The 21671-nt window shown below is 44.5% G+C and carries 18 protein-coding genes; 10 read left to right on the forward strand and 8 right to left on the reverse strand.

Features of this window, described 5'->3' with window-relative positions; all coding sequences use genetic code 11:
* Window positions 1-5 precede the first annotated feature (5 nt).
* Entirely contained in the window at window positions 6-2441 is a 2436-nt protein-coding gene (locus tag vsple_RS15020; RefSeq protein ID WP_261883694.1) for a VolA/Pla-1 family phospholipase, read from the reverse strand.
* 12 nt (window positions 2442-2453) lie between these two features.
* The gene (locus vsple_RS15025; RefSeq protein ID WP_150869612.1) at window positions 2454-3722 is read right to left on the reverse strand and encodes a porin; all 1269 of its coding nucleotides are present in this window, start codon (window positions 3720-3722) and stop codon (window positions 2454-2456) included.
* 339 nt (window positions 3723-4061) lie between these two features.
* Here vsple_RS15025 and vsple_RS15030 point away from each other — a divergent pair, with 339 nt between their 5' ends.
* The gene (locus vsple_RS15030; RefSeq protein ID WP_261883695.1) at window positions 4062-5144 is read left to right on the forward strand and encodes a site-2 protease family protein; all 1083 of its coding nucleotides are present in this window, start codon (window positions 4062-4064) and stop codon (window positions 5142-5144) included.
* Window positions 5145-5239: 95 nt separating this feature from the next.
* Here vsple_RS15030 and vsple_RS15035 read toward each other — a convergent pair whose 3' ends face one another.
* Window positions 5240-6028 (reverse strand): M48 family metallopeptidase, encoded by a 789-nt coding sequence (locus vsple_RS15035; protein ID WP_261883696.1) that lies wholly within the window; start codon window positions 6026-6028, stop codon window positions 5240-5242.
* Window positions 6029-6148: 120 nt separating this feature from the next.
* Between vsple_RS15035 and vsple_RS15040 the strand changes: the two genes are divergently transcribed.
* From vsple_RS15040 to vsple_RS15060, 5 genes are all read left to right on the forward strand, one after another.
* A complete protein-coding gene (locus vsple_RS15040; RefSeq protein WP_032552569.1) occupies window positions 6149-6574 on the forward strand; it encodes a hotdog fold thioesterase in 426 nt (141 codons plus the stop codon).
* A 24-nt stretch (window positions 6575-6598) separates the two neighbouring features.
* Window positions 6599-6832, forward strand: coding sequence for a DUF3389 domain-containing protein (locus vsple_RS15045; protein ID WP_261883697.1), 234 nt, complete (start codon window positions 6599-6601; stop codon window positions 6830-6832).
* Window positions 6833-7002: 170 nt separating this feature from the next.
* Entirely contained in the window at window positions 7003-8694 is a 1692-nt protein-coding gene (locus tag vsple_RS15050; RefSeq protein ID WP_261883698.1) for an SgrR family transcriptional regulator, read from the forward strand.
* 9 nt (window positions 8695-8703) lie between these two features.
* Window positions 8704-9597 carry a DMT family transporter gene (locus tag vsple_RS15055; protein WP_261883699.1) on the forward strand — a complete coding sequence of 298 codons (894 nt, stop codon included), beginning with the start codon at window positions 8704-8706 and terminating at the stop codon, window positions 9595-9597.
* Window positions 9598-9609: 12 nt separating this feature from the next.
* Window positions 9610-9861, forward strand: a complete 252-nt coding sequence (locus tag vsple_RS15060; protein ID WP_255231842.1) for a hypothetical protein — start codon at window positions 9610-9612, stop codon at window positions 9859-9861.
* Window positions 9862-9931: 70 nt separating this feature from the next.
* Here the strand turns inward: vsple_RS15060 and vsple_RS15065 are convergent, their stop codons facing one another.
* A complete protein-coding gene (locus vsple_RS15065) occupies window positions 9932-10564 on the reverse strand; it encodes a DUF2238 domain-containing protein (RefSeq protein ID WP_261883700.1) in 633 nt (210 codons plus the stop codon).
* A gap of 202 nt (window positions 10565-10766) precedes the next feature.
* Between vsple_RS15065 and vsple_RS15070 the strand changes: the two genes are divergently transcribed.
* Together vsple_RS15070 and vsple_RS15075 are read left to right on the forward strand one after the other, a co-directional pair.
* Window positions 10767-11606 carry an isopenicillin N synthase family dioxygenase gene (locus tag vsple_RS15070; RefSeq protein ID WP_261883701.1) on the forward strand — a complete coding sequence of 280 codons (840 nt, stop codon included), beginning with the start codon at window positions 10767-10769 and terminating at the stop codon, window positions 11604-11606.
* Window positions 11607-11830: 224 nt separating this feature from the next.
* Window positions 11831-12451, forward strand: coding sequence for a DNA-J related domain-containing protein (locus tag vsple_RS15075; RefSeq protein WP_261883702.1), 621 nt, complete (start codon window positions 11831-11833; stop codon window positions 12449-12451).
* Between the two features lie 100 nt (window positions 12452-12551).
* Here vsple_RS15075 and vsple_RS15080 read toward each other — a convergent pair whose 3' ends face one another.
* The 4 genes from vsple_RS15080 to vsple_RS15095 all read right to left on the reverse strand — a co-directional run bounded on the left by vsple_RS15080 (window position 12552) and on the right by vsple_RS15095 (window position 18351).
* A complete protein-coding gene (locus vsple_RS15080; protein WP_261883703.1) occupies window positions 12552-14207 on the reverse strand; it encodes an ABC-ATPase domain-containing protein in 1656 nt (551 codons plus the stop codon).
* A 163-nt stretch (window positions 14208-14370) separates the two neighbouring features.
* The gene (locus tag vsple_RS15085) at window positions 14371-16278 is read right to left on the reverse strand and encodes a bifunctional diguanylate cyclase/phosphodiesterase (RefSeq protein ID WP_261883704.1); all 1908 of its coding nucleotides are present in this window, start codon (window positions 16276-16278) and stop codon (window positions 14371-14373) included.
* Between the two features lie 187 nt (window positions 16279-16465).
* Complete coding sequence (gene fabV / locus vsple_RS15090) at window positions 16466-17665, reverse strand: enoyl-ACP reductase FabV (protein WP_261883705.1); 1200 nt, start codon at window positions 17663-17665, stop codon at window positions 16466-16468.
* 80 nt (window positions 17666-17745) lie between these two features.
* Window positions 17746-18351 (reverse strand): arylesterase, encoded by a 606-nt coding sequence (locus tag vsple_RS15095; protein ID WP_261883706.1) that lies wholly within the window; start codon window positions 18349-18351, stop codon window positions 17746-17748.
* Between vsple_RS15095 and vsple_RS15100 the strand changes: the two genes are divergently transcribed.
* The gene (locus vsple_RS15100; protein WP_152470599.1) at window positions 18350-19024 is read left to right on the forward strand and encodes an ABC transporter ATP-binding protein; all 675 of its coding nucleotides are present in this window, start codon (window positions 18350-18352) and stop codon (window positions 19022-19024) included. The two genes, vsple_RS15095 and vsple_RS15100, sit on opposite strands and share 2 nt — an antisense overlap.
* Window position 19025: 1 nt before the next feature.
* Window positions 19026-21461: an ABC transporter permease gene (locus vsple_RS15105; RefSeq protein ID WP_261883707.1), complete on the forward strand. Its 2436-nt coding sequence runs from the start codon at window positions 19026-19028 to the stop codon at window positions 21459-21461.
* Window positions 21462-21671 lie beyond the last annotated feature (210 nt).

Raw genomic sequence — 21671 nt, forward strand, 5'->3', positions numbered from 1 at the left:
CGTTGTTACTCCAAAACGGTTCCATTTATAGAGCCTGCTGACAGAGCGTTATCGATTAAGAAATCTGTTGCCTGTGTCTGCATGCTAATGTGATGATTTAAGTCTAATGGTAGAGGCGTAGTGTCATCTTGCGGAGCGACAAATGTACTATGCTTTGCCACATCACTGAACTTAACAAAGTCTTTAGTTCCGTTTGGTGCTGTATTATTTGCGTCCACCACAGTTAGGTTAAGTTTTGTAGCAAGTGGTGTTGTCCCTGCAAAAGGTGCTTTTGCAACAGTATTTGGTACTGTTTGGTCGTCTTGTACTTGTCCCATATAAATAGGCATCTGAGTAGAGGCTGCTAGCAAGTAATCAGCATTAGTGTACGGATCAATCGTATCTAACACGGTTTGTGCCGCATAAGCGAACTGTTGGAACGCAGCAGTAACACTCGCTAGCTGCTCAGCGGATGCGTTGTCTTCAAAGGTTTTATAACAGATTTTGTCTGATAAACCTGAACAGTTTTGAGTGGCAAAATCTGCGTATTTGGCATTTCCACTCAGAGCTATGTTGTGCTTAACTTGCGGGCCAAAATAAGTAGAGCCTAATAATAGGTTAGAAATTTGGCCGCCTGAGTTTTCAATCGCCGCTGCACTAAAGCTGTATAAAGCATCTGCTGTTGTACTGCCAAGTGTACGATTAGAAGATGCAACTGCAGTAGCACCCACGATACCACCTAACGAATGCCCTAATAACTTAACTTGAGACCCTGTTGTTAGGTCAAAGCCTTTTAGTGGTGATTGACTTAGCAAATTGGCTTGTGACGACACTACAAGAGATGCACGTAAACCCATTACGTCGAGAACACTTTGACGGACGTTATCACGAGCTACTGGCAGATTGGATAGGTTCAAATATGCAAGCACTCCTTCGTTCGCAGAACGCATATCGTCTAAACTACGCGTACCATGAATAGGTAAATCGATAGCCAATACTGCTAAACCCGCTTGCGCTAAATTATAAGCAAAGGTATAAGCATTTTCTTTTGCTGATGTAATGCCGTGCTGGTAAATGACGATATCTTTAGGATCAGAGCCATTTGGTGTAAATAGCAGAAACTCAACAGTCTCTAGAGATTTAACTTTTGGTACTGGTGAGTACTTAGTGATGACTCTCTCACTGTCAAGTGGAGTGCCATCTATTAGCGTTAAATCTAAGCCTATGAGTTTAAGTTGTTCTGCTTGGCTAGTAGCGAGTAGTGTGGGGTCAATACCTGCAGCCATAAGTTGTGTGACAATATTAGCTTGTTCTGTACTATTACCTAAGGCACCAGAAACTTTAGCTAGGCTCGGCATCGCGGATTCGAATGGCTGAGAGCTCCAGTTCGCTGCCCCTTTTTCTAGATAATGCGGCAGTTGCACAAAGCCTTCACTGACGTTTACACTGGCTCCAGAAGTAGCATACATTGAGTTGATTGCGCCTTTTGCTTTAGCAATCTCTGTAGCATCACCACCAGCAATGTACTTGTCAAAATCCTCATCTTCGTTTAGTGCAGTAGTAAAGTCTTTCGTTGAAACAAACTGCATTCCATATGCCGTAGATAGGTCTACATCATCAGCTTTTGCACTTCCTTTCCATATATCATTGAGTCCAGTACCACTTAAGCCCATTGCTGTGGCGCCTTTAGTAGCGAATAGCGTGTCACCGACAGATTGAGTAGTAAACCAAGTTGAATAGATGATGTCCTGCGTATCAAGTGTAATCGCACCTTCGGCATTTGCGCCGGCAAAAATTTGTTCGACACCACGTGTGACTTGCTGCGCTTGAGCCAAGCTACCTTCTGTGTAGGTGGTGGTCATTGATTTTAGTGCAGCATAGCTTGCTGACATGCCAACTGGATCACCATTGACGTCTGTCAATTCGTTAGACAGAGCCAACACGTATTCACTTGATGCATCGAGAGAGTCATTAAACGCGATCGTAAAGGTGTCCGACGCGGCGCTAGATAGCACATTGAAATCAGTGCCTAGCGTCAGTACTTGTGTGACAGTAGGTGCTGTTGCAGATGTTAATGAACCGCTAAGTTTAAGTAGGTAGACACCTGCAACGGCAGCACCGTCGGCTAAGCCTGCGCCTTCAAAGTTCATAATGATTGGCATTGAGGTTGACCAACCATCCATAGTGTTCATTGCTGCTAGTGGATTGGTTAGCGCATCGTTGCCACTTGTTGGTAATCCTAAAGTACCATCAGTACTATCCATTAACGCAAAACTAGGTAGGGGAACTGAGGTGTTTGCCCCTGACAGATGGAACTTAATGTTCGTCGCTTGAGCTAACGAGTCCTGAATGTGTCGTTCGTATTGCGGTGTCGTTGAAGCACCTGAGCTAGATGTATCGTCGCCACAGCCAGCAAGAATAATGGCTGACGCCAAGACTGAAACTTTAAATAACTTTTTCATAGCATCATTCCATTAGTTGAAGGTGTAGTTTAGTTGAACTGCAGATAGGTAAGCTGTACCTTCCGCGCTGAATGAAAGGTCTTGGCCTAATTTGTTAGTCTCCGTGAAGTCACCTTCTTTACTCTGAACAATCGCAAAGCCTGCATCGAGAGTTAGGTCTGGGTTGATAGCGTAAGTCAGGCCTGCGCTATACCAATAACGATCGCTATCAGGGATACTTAGAGTTGCTTCACCAGCTTGTTCGTCGTAGGCAAAACCTGCACGAAGTGTCCACTGTTGGTTAAGTGTGTAAGTCGCACCTAAAGAGTAGCGATTGTTGTCGTCGTATTTTTCTGACTTTTGGAAACATTGCCCAGCAACACCGTCATTACAGTCAGGGCTTGTTGCTTTAAGTTCTTTAAAGCTGCTCCAGTGTGTCTGCTGCCAGCCGTAGTGGACTGCCCATTGGTCATTAAGCTGATGGAACGCTGAAATTTCGATGATCGAAGGTAGGGTGATTTGAAGTCGACCTGTTGTTTTGGTCGCGCTGCCTTGTACGATACCACCTGTATAATCGGTGAACTCACCATCATCAAAGTCAAGGTCGACCTCAGAGCGGTAAGCTATCGAGAAGCGGTTGTTCTCGTTAAGTTCATATAGGCCGCCGATATTCCAACCGAAAGCGAATGTTTCACCTGTCATCTGAATTAATTTTTGAGATGCAGGGTTACCTGTGATGTTAGAAATAGCGCCTTCATGTCGGTTTAATTCCGCATGTGCATAGACAACATTAACGCCGCCACCAACGCTTATTTGCTCATTTACACGATAAGCAAGGTTAGGGTTGAGGTTCACAGATACTAGCGCTGTATCACCTGCTAGATCACCTGCATAAATATCATCTGGATAATCTGTTGCAACACCGTAGTTAGTGAACATGCCGATACCCCAAGCCCATTTGTCATTTATCGGACTGATGTAGTAAGCCGCCGGTACGATTTGCAGTGGCGCAACGTCATCGGACGATTGGCTTTGTCCACCTGAACCGGGTACGTCGTTTTGCGTAACATTAACCTCCGGATCAACAATAGACACTGCGCCTGAAAATTGTGCTTTATCAAAAAGGGTCATGGCTGCAGGATTGCGAGCTAGTACACTGGCATTATCTGCCACCGCACCTTCACCAGAGAATGAACGTCCCAAACCTGATGCTGAGTGTTCTGCAACTTGGAATCCGGCGGCTAACGAGTTACAAGCGACCAGTACTGACAGTGAAACGAGAGAGCGTTGTACTGTTTTCATTTAAACCCTCCTAGGGCATTTATTTTTTATAGGTGAAAACAAACATGAGCGACCATGCCAAATGTTAAGCATATGTTAAGTCTATGTTTTACAAAAAGTCAAAGGAAGAGCAAATATTTTGTGAACTTATATTTGCTGGGCGCGGGACTCTAACATTAATTATATAAATACTATCAATGAATTATGTGAGGTAAGAGGTGTGACCAGGGTGTTTTTGGGTGTTAATTACACAATAAGCAAGAGATAGTTTATTTTTTAACATATCTGAATCGGTTTACCGGAATCGCTGAACTCGGCATAATACACACCACTTTTAAATTATAAATTTTGGGTCACAAATTGCAGTTACTCGCAGTAGATTTCCTAGGAAAAACACTTCGTTTAGAAGGTTCAATGGCAGGTTGGCAACAACTGTTTTGGAATAACGCATTGGTTTCGCAACTAGATGCAACATCAGAAGCGGAAGATGCTCGTACGCATCAATTTCAACTTCAAGCCGGCGAACAAGTTTTGGCTTGCCGGTTGGATGTGAAAGTTCAATGGCAACCGTTTGTTATGGAATATCGTGCCACGGTGAATGGTGAAGTGGTTAGTCAAGGCTCTCGGAACACCAAAGATATCGAACAGCAAGTACCAGAAATTGCGCCTAAGCCAGAGAAACGTTTTAGCCTTATTGGGTTAGTTTCTCTTGGAATGAAAGCGCTCAAGAGTGCCAAGTTGATCAAAGTAGTTTTGGCTTCAGCGAGCTTAGCGGCGTACTCTTGGCTGTTTTCGATTCAGTTTGCCTTAGCACTAATAGCGTGCCTTATGTTTCATGAATATGGTCATATTCGTGCGATGAAGTACTTTGGGATGAAAACGAAAGGCATTTATCTGATCCCATTTTTAGGTGGTCTTGCGTTGTCGGATGAAAAAATCAACACGCGTTGGCAAGATGTGGTTATTTCAATCATGGGCCCATTCTTTGGTCTGATTCTATCCCTGATTTTTACAGTGTTGTACTGGGCGACAGGAGAGATGTTCTTCGCAGGTCTTGCTGTGTTTAATGCTCTACTCAACTTATTCAACTTGCTGCCAATTTTGCCACTCGATGGTGGTCATGTGCTCAAAAGCATCAGTTTTTCAATGAACAGTTTGTTGGGCATTGTTTTATGCGCTGCAGCAGCGGTTGGTGGTGTGATATTGAGTTATCAGCTCAACTTAACCTTGTTTGGTTTCTTGTTGATTATGGGGAGTATAGAAATTCTGATTGAATGGAGAGGACGCCACCAGAGCCACCTTTTGCCACTTGATCGCTATGGTCAGATTATTTCAGCGGTTTGGTATGTTGGTTTGGTGAGCGGACTTATTGGTGTTATTTGGTATTTCGCATCGACAGGCGATCAACTACTCAGTTTACCGTTACAAATTCTAGGTACCTAATCGCGTAAACTACTTACATTAGTACTCCAATAGAAAAGCCCTAGGTTGCAAAACTTAGGGCTTTCGTTTAAAGCAAAGCTGGTTTTTGCGAGAGTTTAAACCTTACAATTCGGTCGCTGTGCATTAGATTGAGGTAAGGTGGTGATTGTCGCGCGAAGATCTTGAATGCGCGTGCTATGAGAAGGGTGAGTAGAGAGCAACTCGGGAGGTTGATTTCCGCCTGACGCTTTAGCCATGTTCTGCCACAAATTAACACTTTGGTTTGGATCGAAACCTGCATCTGCCATGTATCTTAAACCGACAATATCAGCTTCCGATTCCTGTGTGCGCTCGTAAGGAAGAATCACACCGTATTGAACGCCTAAACCGAGCGCGGCCATCGTCATACCTTTATATTGCGCGTATTCGGATGCACCAAGTGCGGCACCAGTTATCGATAATCCGGTATTGGCGAGTTGTGTTTGAGATAGACGTTCATTACTATGGTCGGCGATGACGTGCGCAATCTCATGGCCAATAACCGTTGCGAGCTGATCTTGATTAACCGCAACCTTTAATAGACCAGTGTATACGCCTATTTTACCACCAGGTAGGGCAAATGCGTTAACTTGGTCGCTTTCAAAAACAACCACTTCCCACTCGTCAAATCCTTGTTTAGGAATATGTTTGGTGATGCTGTTTGTTACACACTGCACGTAAGCGTTTGTTTTGGCATCTTGACTGATTTTCTGTTGTTGCTTCATCTGCTCAAATGATTGAGCACCGAGCTGCGACATATCTTGGTCTGAGAACAGCAAGATCTGGTTTCGCCCTGTAGGAGAAGAGCTACATGCCGTGATACCTGCAAGTGTGAGAAGTGAAGCGAACTTCATCCATGACGTCATACATTATCCTCTGTGTATTGCCGTTTTTATGCATGTTAACATCAACTTGCGTGATAGCTAATAGCTGAGCGATAACAATCACGACTTACCCATAATTATAACAATGAATAGGAACATGATATGTCTATCTGGAAAAAGCCCATAGACCTCGACATCATCAACGCGACATCGAAGAATACGTTAATCGAGCACCTCAATATTGTATACACAGAAGTGAACGACAACTCTTTGGTGGCAACCATGCCCGTTTGTCATTTTACTCATCAACCGCTTGGTATGCTTCATGGGGGCGCATCGGTTGTTTTAGCGGAAACTTTGGGTTCTTTGGCTGCGAATTTCTGTGTATCAGATGGGTATTTCTGTGTTGGTTTAGATATCAATGCCAACCACGTACGTTCAATGCGTGAAGGTCATGTAATTGGTAAGGCAGAGCCGATTCACTTAGGCGCTTCAACTCAGGTTTGGCAGATTAATATTACTGACGAGCGCGAAAGGTTGGTTTGTTCGAGCCGTCTGACTATCGCTGTTAAAAAACACAAGCGATAGTTAATCAGGTTATTAAGAATATTTATGGTTATTACATTTAGTGGCGGAAAGATCATCGCCACGCCTCATGAATTAGTGGTTCGTTTAGATGGTGAGTATCGTGTCACTTTGCAGGCGCAGGTGGATGCGATTCAACTCATTGGAAAAGGGGCAAATGTCATTTCTGCTAATGGTTCTGAGTGCAAATGGTCTATTAAGTTGGACGATGAGCAACAACTGAGAGAAATAGCCAACGAAGTCGGCTGTGATGTTCTTTAGTTAAACGTAAATAAATTCAGTAATATGGCTATTTGGGCGCTCATTAATGAGCGCCTTTTTTCTGTATGTTGATTAAGACAATACTATGCAAATTCGTTAGGTATTGGTTGATTTCATTGACTAAAATAAGGAAACTGAAACCCATTCCAATAAGTTGATATTTCCTCTTTATGAGCAGCCCTAGATTACGAGTCCAGTTTGAAACCTTATTTGAGTACTTTGATGGTAAAGACTCAGACGTTCAATTAGATGACATTACCGATGTGCTTTGTTGTACGCGCCGTAATGCGCGCATGGTTTTGAATAAGCTTGAAGAAGAAAGCTGGATTGAGTGGCAACCCGCTGCGGGTAGGGGAAAACAATCTAAGCTTATCTTCAAACAGAATCGAACCAACGTAAGTGAAACACTTGCACGTCGTTATCTTGAAGATGGAAAAATCGGGCAAGCACTGAATGCGCTAGATAGGGATGCCGCTAAGCTTACCCAAGTGATTCAAAACTACTTAGGTGTGCAATACCAAGAAGGCGAGCAGGTGATTCGTCTACCGTACTACCGCCCTCTATCAATGCTTAACCCTGCGAAATCTATGCGTCGTTCCGAGCAGCACATTGCGCGTCAGGTATTCAGCGGTTTAACAAGGCTTGATGACAACGATCAACTGCAACCGGATCTTGCTCATTCTTGGCAAAAAATTCATGATGACCATTGGCGTTTTTTCATTCGTCCGGGGGTTCGTTTTCATAATGGAGAATTACTTCAAACCAGCCATATTGTAGAGACACTTGACTCATTAGAGTGCCTTAACATGTTCTCGCATATCAAACATGTCGAATCTCCAGCCAACTGCGTGGTTGATGTCTACCTGACTCGTCCAGATAAATATTTCCCACTTGCACTGACAGAGTCGATTGCCAAAGTTACATTACCTGCAAGCTTACGTGGCGATGACTATGATATTCGTCCGATTGGTACAGGCCCTTATCGTGTTGAGAAGAACGACGAACAACAGTTGATACTTCGTGCTTTCGATGGCTATTTTGGATTTCGTCCGCTGATCGATAGAGTTGAGGTTTGGGTAGTCGATGAAGCTTACTCTTCAATGGTTTATCCAAGTCTCTCAAAGCCTGTGATGGCTGATCGCGGTGACAGTGACGAAGTTGAGTTGGACCCAGGTTGTACTTATTTGTTGCTTAACCGTCAGAAGGGTATTGCTAAGAATCCATTGTGGGCTGAGTTTCTCTCTAACGCGCTAAATGCTGCCGACCTGTTTACTCATATTCCAAAAGAGACCGTTATTGATCTTGGCGTTTTACACGCCTATGGGCTCAAGCCGGGTTGGTACGATGTAAAACTCGCTACTCCTGTTTGCCCACAGTCCACAACAAAGCCAGTGATTAAGATTGCATTTCAGCGTCAACATCCGATGTTCCCAACCCTAGCGCATGCTATTGAAGCGGTGCTAAAACAGTACGATGTCGCTGTTGAGCTGTTTGATTACGATATGAACCCACCACACGCTGACGATGTCGATATCTGGATAAACCCAATGGGCATTGCTAACAATCGCGATGATGCTCTGGTGGGCTGGCTTATGGATTACAGCTTTATTGAAGAGTCGAGCCCGTTGGATGAATTTGATCAGTGGTGCACTATGGTTGAACAGTGGCGCGCTGGCGAATACGAGACATTCCCAGCTCGCCAACTTGGTAAGAAACTGGTTCATAGCAATCAATTGATCCCCATGTTTCACTGTTGGTTGGGGGTGAACAAAGATCAGTGCGGTACGCTGCAAAATGCCAAGTGTAATGCGTTAGGTTGGTTTGATTTTAGTCAGGTTTGGAATAAACCAGACCTCGGTTAAAGGTTTACTATGTCTACTTTGTTTCTTACGTTTATTACCCTGATTGCTTTTGCTGCGAACTCGGTGTTATGTCGGTGGGCGCTTGCGGACAATAGTATCGACCCTTTGAGCTTCTCCTTGATTCGTATTGTCTCCGGTGCAATCACCTTAATACTAATTTACTGGGCTGTGACTCGCTCAAAACAGCAACTTGCTGGTGGAGAAAATAATCAGTCATCGAAATGGAAGGGCAATCCAATTTCAATTGGCGCTTTGCTCGTCTATATGTTTGGTTTTTCTTATGCGTATGTCGCGCTCGGAGCCGGTTTAGGTGCCTTAATCTTGTTTGTGATGGTCCAACTGACTATGGTGGTGGCGCACTTGATTCAAGCAAGAGGCATGTCGTTACTAGAGTGGTTTGGTTGTGCGATTGCAATTAGTGGTTTAGTTATACTTCTTTGGCCTGATAACCAACAACAGGCTTTGGATTTCAAAGCTGCGCTGCTTATGATGTTGGCAGGCATAGGTTGGGGGTGTTATACGTTAGCAGGGCGTAAAGTGAATGATCCACTGCACGCTACCATGATCAACTTTAGCTATGCAGGGTTGGCATCTCTTGTGCTGCTTATCTTTGTGTCATTCAGCGAAGTAATGTCTGGCTCGATGTTTATGAACAGCGCTGGTGTCACTTATGCTCTGCTATCCGGGGTCTTTGCTTCTGCAATGGGTTACACGCTCTGGTATCAAGTGGTGAAAAAACTCAGCACATTGACTGCATCGGTGGCGCAGCTAAGCGTCCCCATTATTGCGACTCTCGGCGGTATTGTATTTCTTTCGGAACCTCTCACGCTAAAGTTCGTTATTGCATCCGGCATTATCTTTGTTGGTATTGCAGCAGTAATCTTTGCTCCTAAAAACGGTTAATCCCAATCTTTTATGGCTAAACCAAACAAGAAACAACCAAGCAAAACGGTTCAGATTTTCTGTGCCAAGTGTAAGACACAACTCTTCAAGTACCGAAAAGGTGGCAAAGGAGCGCTAGTAAAATGCTTTAAAGAGAGAATCGTTGAAGACTACACCACAACGCCATGCCATTGCCCAGGCTGCGAGATTGAATTCGCTAGAGATACGTTAGTGAGAGGAACGCCTGCGTTTAAGATGATAGGCGGAAAGGTCACCATGAAATAAGAGATAGAGCACAAAGGAGCACTATGAAGTGTTCCTTTGTTTTAAATCTTTAAAGGCTGCTTGACTGATTTTATGTCTTCGGCTTATCTATTCGACCTTGTAGCTTCATGATTATCAACGCAACGATAGCGCCGGATGTATCACACAGCATGTCTTTTTGAGCATCCCAAATGTCACCCTGCGAGCCTAAAAATGCGATGCCTTCATCGCCCCCCGCCAATTCCGCATACCACCACTCAATGATTTCATAACCCGCGGCGACACTCATGATCGCAAACAGCGAGAACCAAACTGCGATAATCGGAGACGATAGCTTCTTGCGAATCAAGTATTCAGCCAGCGGGTAGGCGTATAACCCGATAGAAAAGTGAGCAACACGGTCGAAGTTATTACGCTCAGATCCGATCAATGTATTGAACCAATCAAAAGGTACTTCCGCGAAAGTGTATTTGGCGCCGATAGTGTGTAGAACCAACCAAATAAACATCAAGACATAGGCTGTGTTAGAGAAAGTGAGCTTGCGAGAACACCACCAGATACCCGCTAAAATACCGACCGCTGGAATAATCTCTGCAATCCAGACTGCTCTTGATGACGGAGAAATGGCGGAGAATACAAATACGGCTAGGTAGGCAGCAGTGAGTATTAACAGTGAACGATTACAGCTTAGCGGGCTGGCTATAGGCTCAGTCGTGTTGGTCATATGTAGTCCTCATCAATAATTGAGTATGTTGTCATAGTATTGAACACTGTACAATTGGTTTTAACATTACAAAATGTGTTGAAAAGGCGGGTTACCGCCCAGTATCTAGACAAACGATTGCTAGAGTTTCACAAAAGTTTGATTTACGACAAAGCGCCCCCTAAAATCCCCGTTCACTACATACATAACTAGAAAGAAAGTCATGAAACTGGAAACTGTCGATTATCTTGCTGACGATGCAGCAGAGCAATTTGTTCGCTCACTACGTGAAACCGGCTTCGGTGTTTTAAAGAATCACCCAATCCCTAAAGAACTCGTAGAATCTATCTATGAAAATTGGTACCAATTCTTCATGACAGAAGAGAAAAACGATTTTCAGTTTAATGTTGATACACAAGACGGATACTTTCCACCTTCTGTTTCAGAAGTCGCTAAAGGACACAGCGTTAAAGACATTAAAGAGTATTTTCACGTTTACCCTTGGGGCCAAATCCCAGAGCAGCTAAAAGAGCAGATCTTAGATTACTATGCGCGCGCAAACGCATTTGCTCAAGAGCTATTGGGTTGGGTTGAAGCTCACGCACCGAAAGACGTACAAGAGAAGTTCTCTGTCGCACTTTCTGAAATGATTAACGGTAGCGAGCAGACACTGCTTCGTGTTCTACATTACCCACCAATGCAGGGTGATGAAGAGCCGGGTGCAATCCGTGCAGCCGCTCACGAAGATATCAACCTACTCACGGTGCTTCCAGCAGCTAACGAGCCTGGCCTACAAGTAAAAACGAAAGACGACCAGTGGTTAGATGTACCTTGTGATTTTGGCAACCTAATCATCAACATAGGTGACATGCTTCAAGAAGCATCAGGGGGTTACTTCCCATCGACAACGCACCGTGTCATTAACCCAACAGGTGAGCGCCAAGAGAAGTCTCGTATTTCATTGCCTCTTTTCCTACACCCTAAACCAGAAGTGGTGTTGTCTGAAAAGTACACAGCGAATGAATACCTAATGGAACGTCTACGCGAGCTAGGTGTTATCTAAGCAAGCCCGATTTCATAACAAGTTTAAAGCCAGCATTTCGCTGGCTTTGTTGTATCTTGAAGGCGGTTAATTTTTTGACTAGAAGTTCAAGTTCAAGTTCAAGAAGTTATTGTTTGGTATTTGGGCTCAATCGTTGAAACATTGAGTTGAAGTCTCGACAAATCAACGATGATGGCATTCAATGTATATATGAACCAATTAGCATCAAATACTGGCTCCATACTATGTTAGAACAACAAGGCGTGAGTGCACCGTTTCAAACTCACATGGAAAACCCATTGCTATGGCCAATCATGGAAGTACTGAAGAAACAACCTCGGGGCTGGAAGGTTCACACGCTTGCCACTCACCTTAACGATCTCGGTTTGGTGCCTATATTGGACCCTAAGCCAGAAAAGGATCTGTTTAAGAAGAATTTCTTGATCATGAATGCTCTGTATCAATTACAAGAAACCTTATTCCCTGAGAGTTGGTTACAAGTTCAAGCAATGGATATAGAACTGATGCATGGTCGCTATTACGCCAGCGGACATGCGATCGATATGGAAGATCCTTTGCGCGATTACTACGTGCATTGGGAAAACTATGAAGCGGACGAAGGCGAAGTAAAACGACTGTTGAACGAGTTTTGGACCCGTTACCGTAAGTTTGTTGGTGGAGAAGATATTGGTGATATGGACAGAGGCAAAGCGCTCTCGTTGTTTGAACTGCCAGTGGATGCGTCACCCGCCGAAATCCGCAAGCGTTGGAGAAAGCTCGCATTACGTTGGCACCCTGATAGAGAAGCGGGGAATAGTGCGCAGTTTCGAGTTTTATGCGAAGCGTGGAATGTCCTAAGACACTAATTTTTCAATAGCTTATAGGTAAAAAAATAGTGCGTCGAACGCACTATTTTTTATTGGGCTCAGTGATTAAATTCACTGAATCAGTCAGCCAGTTGGCGAATTAGTTAGATGGCTTGAACTGAGACTTACGCATACGGTTCAAAGCCGCCATGATATCGAGCGTTCTTGGCTTTGCGAGATCACCGTAGTTTGGCATGTTCGCGTGCCAGTCTTTATCTAGCATGGCGTTAAACTCTTTGGCTGGGTTGTTTGACCAACCTGGTAGTTGAGCAAACTGGAACCAAGCCCAGCCAATCGCGTTAACTTCTGAAGCTGACTCTAGCTGTTCAAGTGCTGATAAATCGGTGAATTCTTTGCCAAAGCGCAGCGAATCTTTGCCTTTTGCGTTCACTCGGAATTTCCCATCAGACAGAATGTTCATCAGAGAGGCACGGTTCAGTGAGCGTGGCACGAACATTTCAAGTGCTGTTTCACACTCGTTGTGACGTTGAGTAGGGTGCTGCGCGATCACTTCTTTCGCTTTTTCAGTCACATCTACGGCTTGGTAGTCGTGCATTTGGATAACCGTGTCTGCAACGTCCAGATAATCACCGGAACCGCCCATAACAACAATGGTAGAAACGCTCATTTCATCACGTAGCTGACCAATACGATCAACAAGTGGCGTAATTGGCTCATCACCTTTGGCAACTAGCGCCTGCATACGCTCATCGCGGATCATAAAGTTGGTTGCAGAGGTATCTTCATCGATCAGTAGCGTTTGGACACCTGCTTCAATAGATTCTTGTAGCCATGCTGCTTGAGATGTTGAACCAGAAGCATCTTGAGTCGTAAAGTTTGAAGTGTCTTTCTGCATCGGTAGGTGGTTGATGTAGTTCGATAAGTTCAAGCTATGAACACAACGACCATCTTCTGCGCGAATCTTCATTGTATCCAGCGCGGTCACGATACCTTCGCGGCCATCGCCTGGAATGTGGTTGTAGATAGAGCGTTCAACGGCATTAAGCAGCGTTGATTTACCGTGAAAGCCACCACCGACAATCAAAGTAATGCCTTTAGGAATGCCAAGACCTTTAACTTCACCGCGGTTAGGCGTTTTTAGTGTCACAGACAGAGATTCAGGCGCTTCGAATGCGACCGCGTCTTTCATTGGTAGATCGCAGTTACCGGCAATACGTGGCAGAACACTACCGTTAGAAACGAAAGCGGCTAGGTTATGTTCATCAAGCTGCGAGCGAAGCGCTTCTTGATCTTCGATGGTTTGGCAGTGTTCGATCAGAGCGTCAAAGTCGAGTTCACGCTCTAGCGTTGCGCGGCGAATAAACTTAGGCAAGTAGAACGTAATAATGTTGTTTGCTTTTTTCGCGAGAATACTACGACCATCAGCTGGCAGGTTAATACGGAAACGGATTTCGATGCCGTGCTCGGTAAACAGTACCGCTGTGCTATCAAGGACTGTTTGACCAGTCAAAGCAATGGAGATGCTCGATTCTTGCTTAGCAAATTCCGCAAAGCTACGTGCGATGAAGTCTCGCGCTGCGATTTGATATACGTGTGATTTGTCTTTCAACCACTCTAAACCGGTTAGCGACCATGCTCGTGTGGCACGAAAGCGAGAAGGGGACGCGTATGGGTCACCTTGGATGTGATCGATGTAAAGTTCAAAGTCAGCAAAGTCGTATTGACCCTTGATTTGTTGATATGCACGGTAGTTTTGTTTTTCGAGCTTTTTGAGCTTTGCAGTCAACTGATCCATAACGAGAAATGCCTTAATTGGAGAAAGATACAAATAGAAAAGCGGCGATTATAAAAATCACCACCTATAGAGTAAAGGGAAACTCGGAGTAAATTGCAAAGTATCGATAATTTAGATCTCTAATATTCCTATATAGCTCCTAATTGGCGGGTAAATGTACCAATTAGGCGTATCGGCTGCTGTTTGGGTAGTTTTGGTCAGCAAGGTTTTGTTCGAACTCATGACATGTCATCGGTTTTCCATACAGATATCCTTGCCCAATATCGCAGCCCTCTTGGATGATAAACTGCTCTTGTTCCTCATTCTCGATACCTTCAATGGCGACTTGGAGATCGAGCTTTTTGGCAATTTGAACAATAGATCGAACAATTTCGGTATCGTCTTCAGAGTTGTGCATTTGGTCGATAAAACTTTTATCAACCTTAATGGCATCAAACGGGAATTTTTTTAGATACCCAAAGGATGCGTAACCTGTACCAAAATCGTCAAGTGACAATGTCACACCTAAGTCATGCAATGATTCTAACGTGTTTTTAGCAACAACCTCATCGGCGATCAAACCACTTTCGGTCACTTCCAGTTCGAGGAAACGAGCAGGTAGGTGATAGGTTTCAAGTAGATGTACGATCTGCTCATAGAACTGAACATTCTTCAATTGAACGGCAGAGACATTAATCGCCACCTTAAAATTATCGACATATTTAGACCACTCCTTGGCTTTTTCGATGGCCGAACGAAGCACAAAGTTTCCAACTTCAAAAATCAACCCGTTTTGCTCTGCCATATGTATGAGCGTTTCATTGGAAATATCACCAAGAACAGGATGACGCCATCGAAGAAGGGCTTCTGCACCCACCCATTTATGGGTATCTGGTGATACTTTAGGCTGGAAGTAGAGCATGAGGTCATCGTTACGAACAGCTTGAAGCAGGTAACCTTCAATCTTATTGAGATGGATTTGGTCGTCATTATAGGCTTGAGAATAGAAACAGTATTTTTTACCGGAATCTTTACACGCCAACATTGCTGCCGACGCTTTCTTAAGAGCTGTTTCGGCGTTATCTTCACTATCTGTAATCGATAAACCTATGAAAGCGTGTAGGTGAATTTTGTCGTTGCCGATTGAAAATTCGGAATGGCCGACTTCAACGAGTTTTTCGCAAAGTGTCTCAAGATGCGAGTGCAGCCCATCTGTAGTGTACGCAATAGCTAAATCGACCGAGGTCGGTCTTCCAGTCAACACCTCAATCCCTTCAATTGTTGAAAGCTTGCGCCGATACTCGACCAATATATCGTCAAAAGCTTGGTAGCCATAGCGAGCTTGAATCCGTCTCCCGTTGGTAAATCCGATGTGTATAACGGCAAAGGGGCGATTATTTACTTTAAGCTCATTGGACATCCGTAAATTTAACCGCGATTCGAAAGCGTTTCTATTGAGGAAGCCTGTTGCTAGGTCATGGTTCTTTTGGTAATTGATCTTCTGCTCTGCCGCTTTGCGCTTATCTATCTCAACGTTGAGTGAGTAGTTGAGGCTGGCTAAATCTTGGGTGCGTGTATGGACCCTAGACTTCAGCTCTTTGTTTAATTTCGACAACTTGGCATTTTGATAAAGCGTCATAAGCTGTGATTCAATGGATAGCTTAAAACTTTCAAGGAGTTGGATGTAAGTTGGTGTGTAGTGGTTCTCTTTATTATCGAGAATACAAATTGTACCGAACACCTCACCGCTGGGCCAAAGCAGAGGGATACCGCAATATGAAATCATGCCTAATTCCACGTCTGGGTTATTTTCCCATGAGCAATCATTGGTGGCATTGGGGACTAATAAACGACGGTTCGACTTAATGACCGTTTCACAATAAAGACCATGTCCCAACTCTTCAGAATCTCCGATTTTAAAAGGATTGCCAATGGATTCGCTGGTTGAGAAAACTTCAATTGAAGATGAGTGTACTCGCATGATTAATGCGGCGGGCACATGGGTGATGTTGGCCAGTAAGTCGACGATGTTTTGCCATCCGAGCTTCATGTCACTGGGAATGTCTAAATCGAGCGTTTTGATCTTATTCATAAGACTCCATGTCATTGCCAATAGACGAATCACTTCCTGTGACCTCGTCTCTCTGTGTGTTGTGTTCACCTAAAGATGTAATGAAACTGTTATTTTGAGTATAGGTAGGTTAAATAAAAAAAGCCTCAGCAATTTTTGAGAGGCTTTTAAAACTGAATCGAAGTCTCATACCTAAGAAACAAAGCGATTATGGCTTGAGATTTATAAAATCTTCTGTTTTCAAAGGCTGAGTGTAATCAACCCCAGGGAACTCAAAACCGTTGAGTTGCATGAACTCCTGTTTGAAACCTGCGTAATCACCAATTTGGGTAAAGTTGGTTTCGTTCATTGCTTGAAGAAGCTCCGAAACATGGGATTGAGTTTCTGGTTTTAACTCCCAGTCGTCCATTCGAATCAGTCGTTCACCATCAAGGGGCACCTTCTCTTGACCATAGAGTTTAGTGCTGAACAAACGTTGCATTTGTTGGATACAGTTCTCATGGGTGCCTTTCTCTTTCATTACTTGATAAAGAGCCAGTAGATACGGGCTCAAGCCAGGAATGAAAACACTTGCTTTGGTGACTAGCGCTTTACACACGGTTGCGTATGCGCCGCCGTTAAAGTTTGCCAGTTCAAGATTAAGTGCATGACTCGCTTGATGAAGATCGATCTTAGCACGACCTAGTGTGCCATCAAGATAGATAGGGTGTGTCACCTCTGGGCCCACGTAAGAGAAAGCGATGGTTTTACATCCCTCAGCAATGGATTCCGAGTTAATCAGCTCATCGACCCATTGACGCCAATCTTCGCCACCCATCACTTTGAGTGTGCTGGCGGCTTCTTCTTCCGTTGCAGGTTCCAGCGTGGATGTATTCCAGCTGTCGTCTTCAAGGGAAATGGTGTTGCCTGTGACGCTCTGACCGATAGGTTTTATAGCTGAGCGCCAGAACTCTTCAGTATTACCTTTGGGGCGGACTCCTGCAGCAAGACTATAGATGATTAAGTCAACTTCGCCTTCAAAGTAGGTTTCAATTGCTTCAACGACTTGTGAGCGAGTCTCTTGCGAGAACGCGTCGCCAACGATGTTTATCGCTTTGCGGCCTTGGCGCTTAGCTTCTTGCTTGAAGTAGATATTGTTGTACCAACCGGCGCTACCCAAAGATTGTTCACTAGGGCCTCGCTCAAAAGAGACGCCGATAGTGTCAGCCTGAGCTCCGCCAAAGGTGAGGGCGATTCTTGCCGCAAGCCCGAAGCCGGAAGAAGCCCCAATAATCAACACACGCTTAGGTCCGTTTTTTATCTGCGGGGCATTTTTTACGAATTCGATTTGTTGTTTGACCGCCTCTTGGCAGCCGAGGGGGTGCGCATTCTTGGCAACGACACCCTTTATAATGGGTTTTATTATCATAAATAACCTTACACTTAACGCTGTTATGGACTCACGTTAACGTAAAGCTATGTAAAAAAGATTGAGCTAGACCATTAAAGCTAAAGATACTGGTATAATTTCTCGGCAACAAAGTCTGCAATCCAAGGCTGAGCCTCAGGCTTCGGGTGTAGTCCGTCGTTCATCATCCATTCAGGCTTCAGAATGATATGCTCGAGAAAGAATGGCAGTAGAGGCACCTTTTGCTGATCAGATAACGAGGTAAATACGTATTCAAATTGTTGGTTGTAACGCTTGCCATAATTAGGTGGGATACGTATCTGCATCATAATGGGCTCTGCACCAGATGCTCGAACCTGTTCAATGATCTTTGCGAGATTTTGTTCGATCACTTTAGGTGGAAAACCACGTAGACCATCGTTGGCACCCAGTTCGATAAGGACTTTGTCAGGTGTATGTTCTATCAATAATTGCGGTAAACGAGATAAGCCATTACCTGTGGTATCACCGGAAATACTGCCGTTGATTACAGTGACTTCTTTGTTGTATTCAGCCAGAGCGTCAGGGAGTAAGGTTGGCCAGCTCTGTTTGATATCCATGTTGTAGCCAGCACTTAAACTGTCACCTAGGACTAATATCGTCTGGTTTTGCGCAAGTGTTGTTGTGGAAAAAAGTATAAAAATCAAAAAGGAAATTAGTCGAGTCATGCATACATCCATAATAAAAGCTGAATCTGTTTCGAAGACAGTGTCTACTAATCAAGAACAATTGACAATCTTAGAGAAGGTTGACATCGATATTGTTGAAGGAGAAACCGTCGCTATTGTTGGTACGTCTGGCGCGGGTAAATCGACCTTAATGACACTGCTTGCAGGGCTCGATGTGCCAAGTTCTGGCGAAATCCATCTTCTCAACAAGCCACTTTCTCAACTCGATGATGAACAACGTGCTCAGATTCGAAGTGAATCGGTTGGATTTGTTTTCCAAAGCTTTCTACTCATCCCGAGCTTGTCTGCACTGCAGAACGTCACTTTGCCATGCTTACTAAAAGGCGAAGAAGAAGATATTGAGCGTGCGACTGAGCTTTTAGAGTCTGTTGGGCTTAAAGACCGCGTCGACCATCTACCATCACAACTGTCTGGTGGTGAGCAGCAGCGCGTGGCACTTGCACGTGCCTTTATGATTAAACCGAAAATTTTGTTTGCGGATGAACCAACAGGCAACCTAGATCAACAGACAGCAGCAAAGATTGTGGAGCTACTGTTTGAGCTTAACGCTTCTCACGGCACAACCTTAGTGCTGGTGACACACGATCCTAAGCTTGCACAACGCTGCCAACGCACTCTGAAAATGCACCTTGGTCAAATCACGGAGGTGTAGGGTGAGTCATTCAAAAGGATTGAACAAACGACTCTTTAGTTGGAGCATTGAAGAGATACGTCATGGTCAGTTATGGCCCGTTTCTATTGCGCTCACTTTAATCATCGCTTGTGTGTTCGCTCTATCGGCACTGGCCGAGCGAATGGAGCAGGTTATTGTTAAGCAGGGCAAAGATGCGCTTACCGCTGACAGTGTATTTATTTCTGCGAACCCACTTCCTGAACCACTTCTCGAGTTGGTTGCGGATAAGAAGCTAGATAAGAGTAAGCTCACTCGCTTCTCAACGATGGCTTTCAGCGACAACGGCATGCAGTTAGTTACCGTAAAAGCCGTCGAGAGTAATTATCCGCTGCGTGGCGAGATGCTTCTAGAGAGTGGTGATGTTCAACAAAGTCAGGTTAACCCTGGTGAATTATGGCTTGATGAACGAATATTTTCTCAGCTAGAGGTCTCCATCGGTGACAATGTCACTATTGGTGATGCCGACTTGACGATTACCGGGCGTATTGCTCAAGAGCCGGGACTGAGTTTCAATCCATTCCAACAAATGCCTGCTGTGCTAATCCATAGCAGTGATATCGACGCAACGGGTGCGATTCAACCTGGAAGTCGAGTCAGTTACCGTTTGTTCTTAAATGGAGAGGATGGTGACCTTAAGGTCATTCAAGACTCGGTCGAACTTACACCAAGTGATCGCTGGCGTAACCAAGACAGCGCGAGTCGTACCAATGAAATGTTCGATAAAACGACTCAATATCTATCTCTCACTGTCGCGATTGTTGTCATCATGGCGGCAACCACATTGGTTCTCACTTGTCAGCACTACGTAGCAAGCCGACAAAAGACGATTGCTATGCTTAAGAGCTTAGGGGCGAGCAAACAGTGGGTTATCCATTGGCTCTCGATTCAAGTTTTGATGTTGATGGTTATTGGTGTCGTCTTTGGTATTGGGATCGGTATTGGTCTTGAATTTTTGTTGCGCATACCACTGGGAGACTTACTTCCCAACCCACTTCCAAGCTACGGCTATCAACCGATAATGTTGTCTGTATTAACCAGTGTACTAATTGGTGTACCTGCCTTGGGGATTCCTTTAGTGGGCTTGGTCAATACGTCTGCTATTAGTGTTATTCAATCTAGCCACCAAGGTCAAAACAGTACTAGGCGTTATCTGCTGCTGTTGGTGCCAGTAGTACCAATGTTGTTGATGTATGGTAATAACCTACTGGTGTGGATTGTCCTTGGCGGTATCGTCGCGCTATTTGCTGTGCTCGCACTGGTGAGTATTCTGGTATTGAGGTTGATTGGTAAACTGCGCGTTTCGACAGCAATGCGCTTGGCAATCAGTCGCATCAATCGCACGCCAATTGCGACGGGTATTCAGTTCGGCGCGCTCGCTTTGTCTCTAATGCTGCTCTCTATCATCTGGTTAGTACGCAGTGATTTGCTATCAGATTGGCAACAAACGCTCCCTGAGAATGCTCCGAACGCGTTTGCACTCAACATAGCGGATTATGAGAAGGACGCGTACCTCGGAGCGATTGATGCAAACAACGTCGAACGCACACAAGCTTTCCCGATTATCCGTGGCCGTCTAACAACCATTAATGGCGTTGAAGCGGGTGAGTATAGTGACAATGCCGAAGATGCTGATGTACTTAGCCGTGAGATTAACTTTACTTGGGGTGAATCTCTTCCTGAGTACAACGAAGTCACTGCAGGCCAGTGGACTACAGAGAATGGCGTTTCTGTTGAGTCTGAAGTTGCCGATCAACTTGGGCTTAAAATTGGCGACGAACTGTCATTTACAATAAACAGCCAGCGTTTTGATGCGAGAGTAAACACTATCCGTAAAGTAGAATGGCGTGAAATGAAGCCAAACTTTTACTTTATCTTTACGCCGGATGTACTGAGTTCAATTCCATCGACATGGTTAGTAAGCTTCAGGCTACAAGAGCAACACGACGAAATGTTGAGTCAGCTTTCTCGTAACCACCCAACTGTGAGCTTGATGGATATCCGCAAAATGGGGAGTAAGATCCAAGAGTTGTTGAAGCAGATCATATGGTCAATCACCGTGTTAGCGGGGCTTGGGGTTGTAGCTGGCTTGCTTTTGATCTTTACCTTGCTGCGTTTAAGTTTATCCCAGCGTCAACAAGAGATTCGTCTGTACCGTACATTAGGTGCTAGCAAAAATCGCATTCTTAATACGATTTGGTGTGAATACGGCATAATGGCACTTGTCGCAGGTAGTATCGCAGCCCTCGGTGCAGAGTTAAGTGTTGCAAGTTTAATGACCTTTGGCTTTGAATTACCCGTAACGCTGCATCCTGTTCTTTGGATTGCGTTACCAGTGATTACCTTTGTCACATTAGCCGCGGTGGTCAATAGTTTGATTAAGCGACTTCTTGCACCCATGAAGAAGGACTTTAACTAGCTTTTTAGTCCTGTTTGTTCGGTTCATCATACTGTTCTGCGAGACTGTGTAATCGATACCCATAAATTACTGGTTTCAAGGTGATCGCAGCTGCCGAAACTAACGTTATGGGTAGACTAAGTCAAAGGAGTGCGTTCAAACGTTTTCGGTTGAGCGCTCTTTTTATTTTGGGACAGTGATTTGCAAGGTTACCCACAGGGTAAGGTATCG

This window comes from Vibrio pelagius (genome assembly GCF_024347575.1).
GTDB classification, from domain to species: Bacteria; Pseudomonadota; Gammaproteobacteria; order Enterobacterales; family Vibrionaceae; genus Vibrio; species Vibrio pelagius.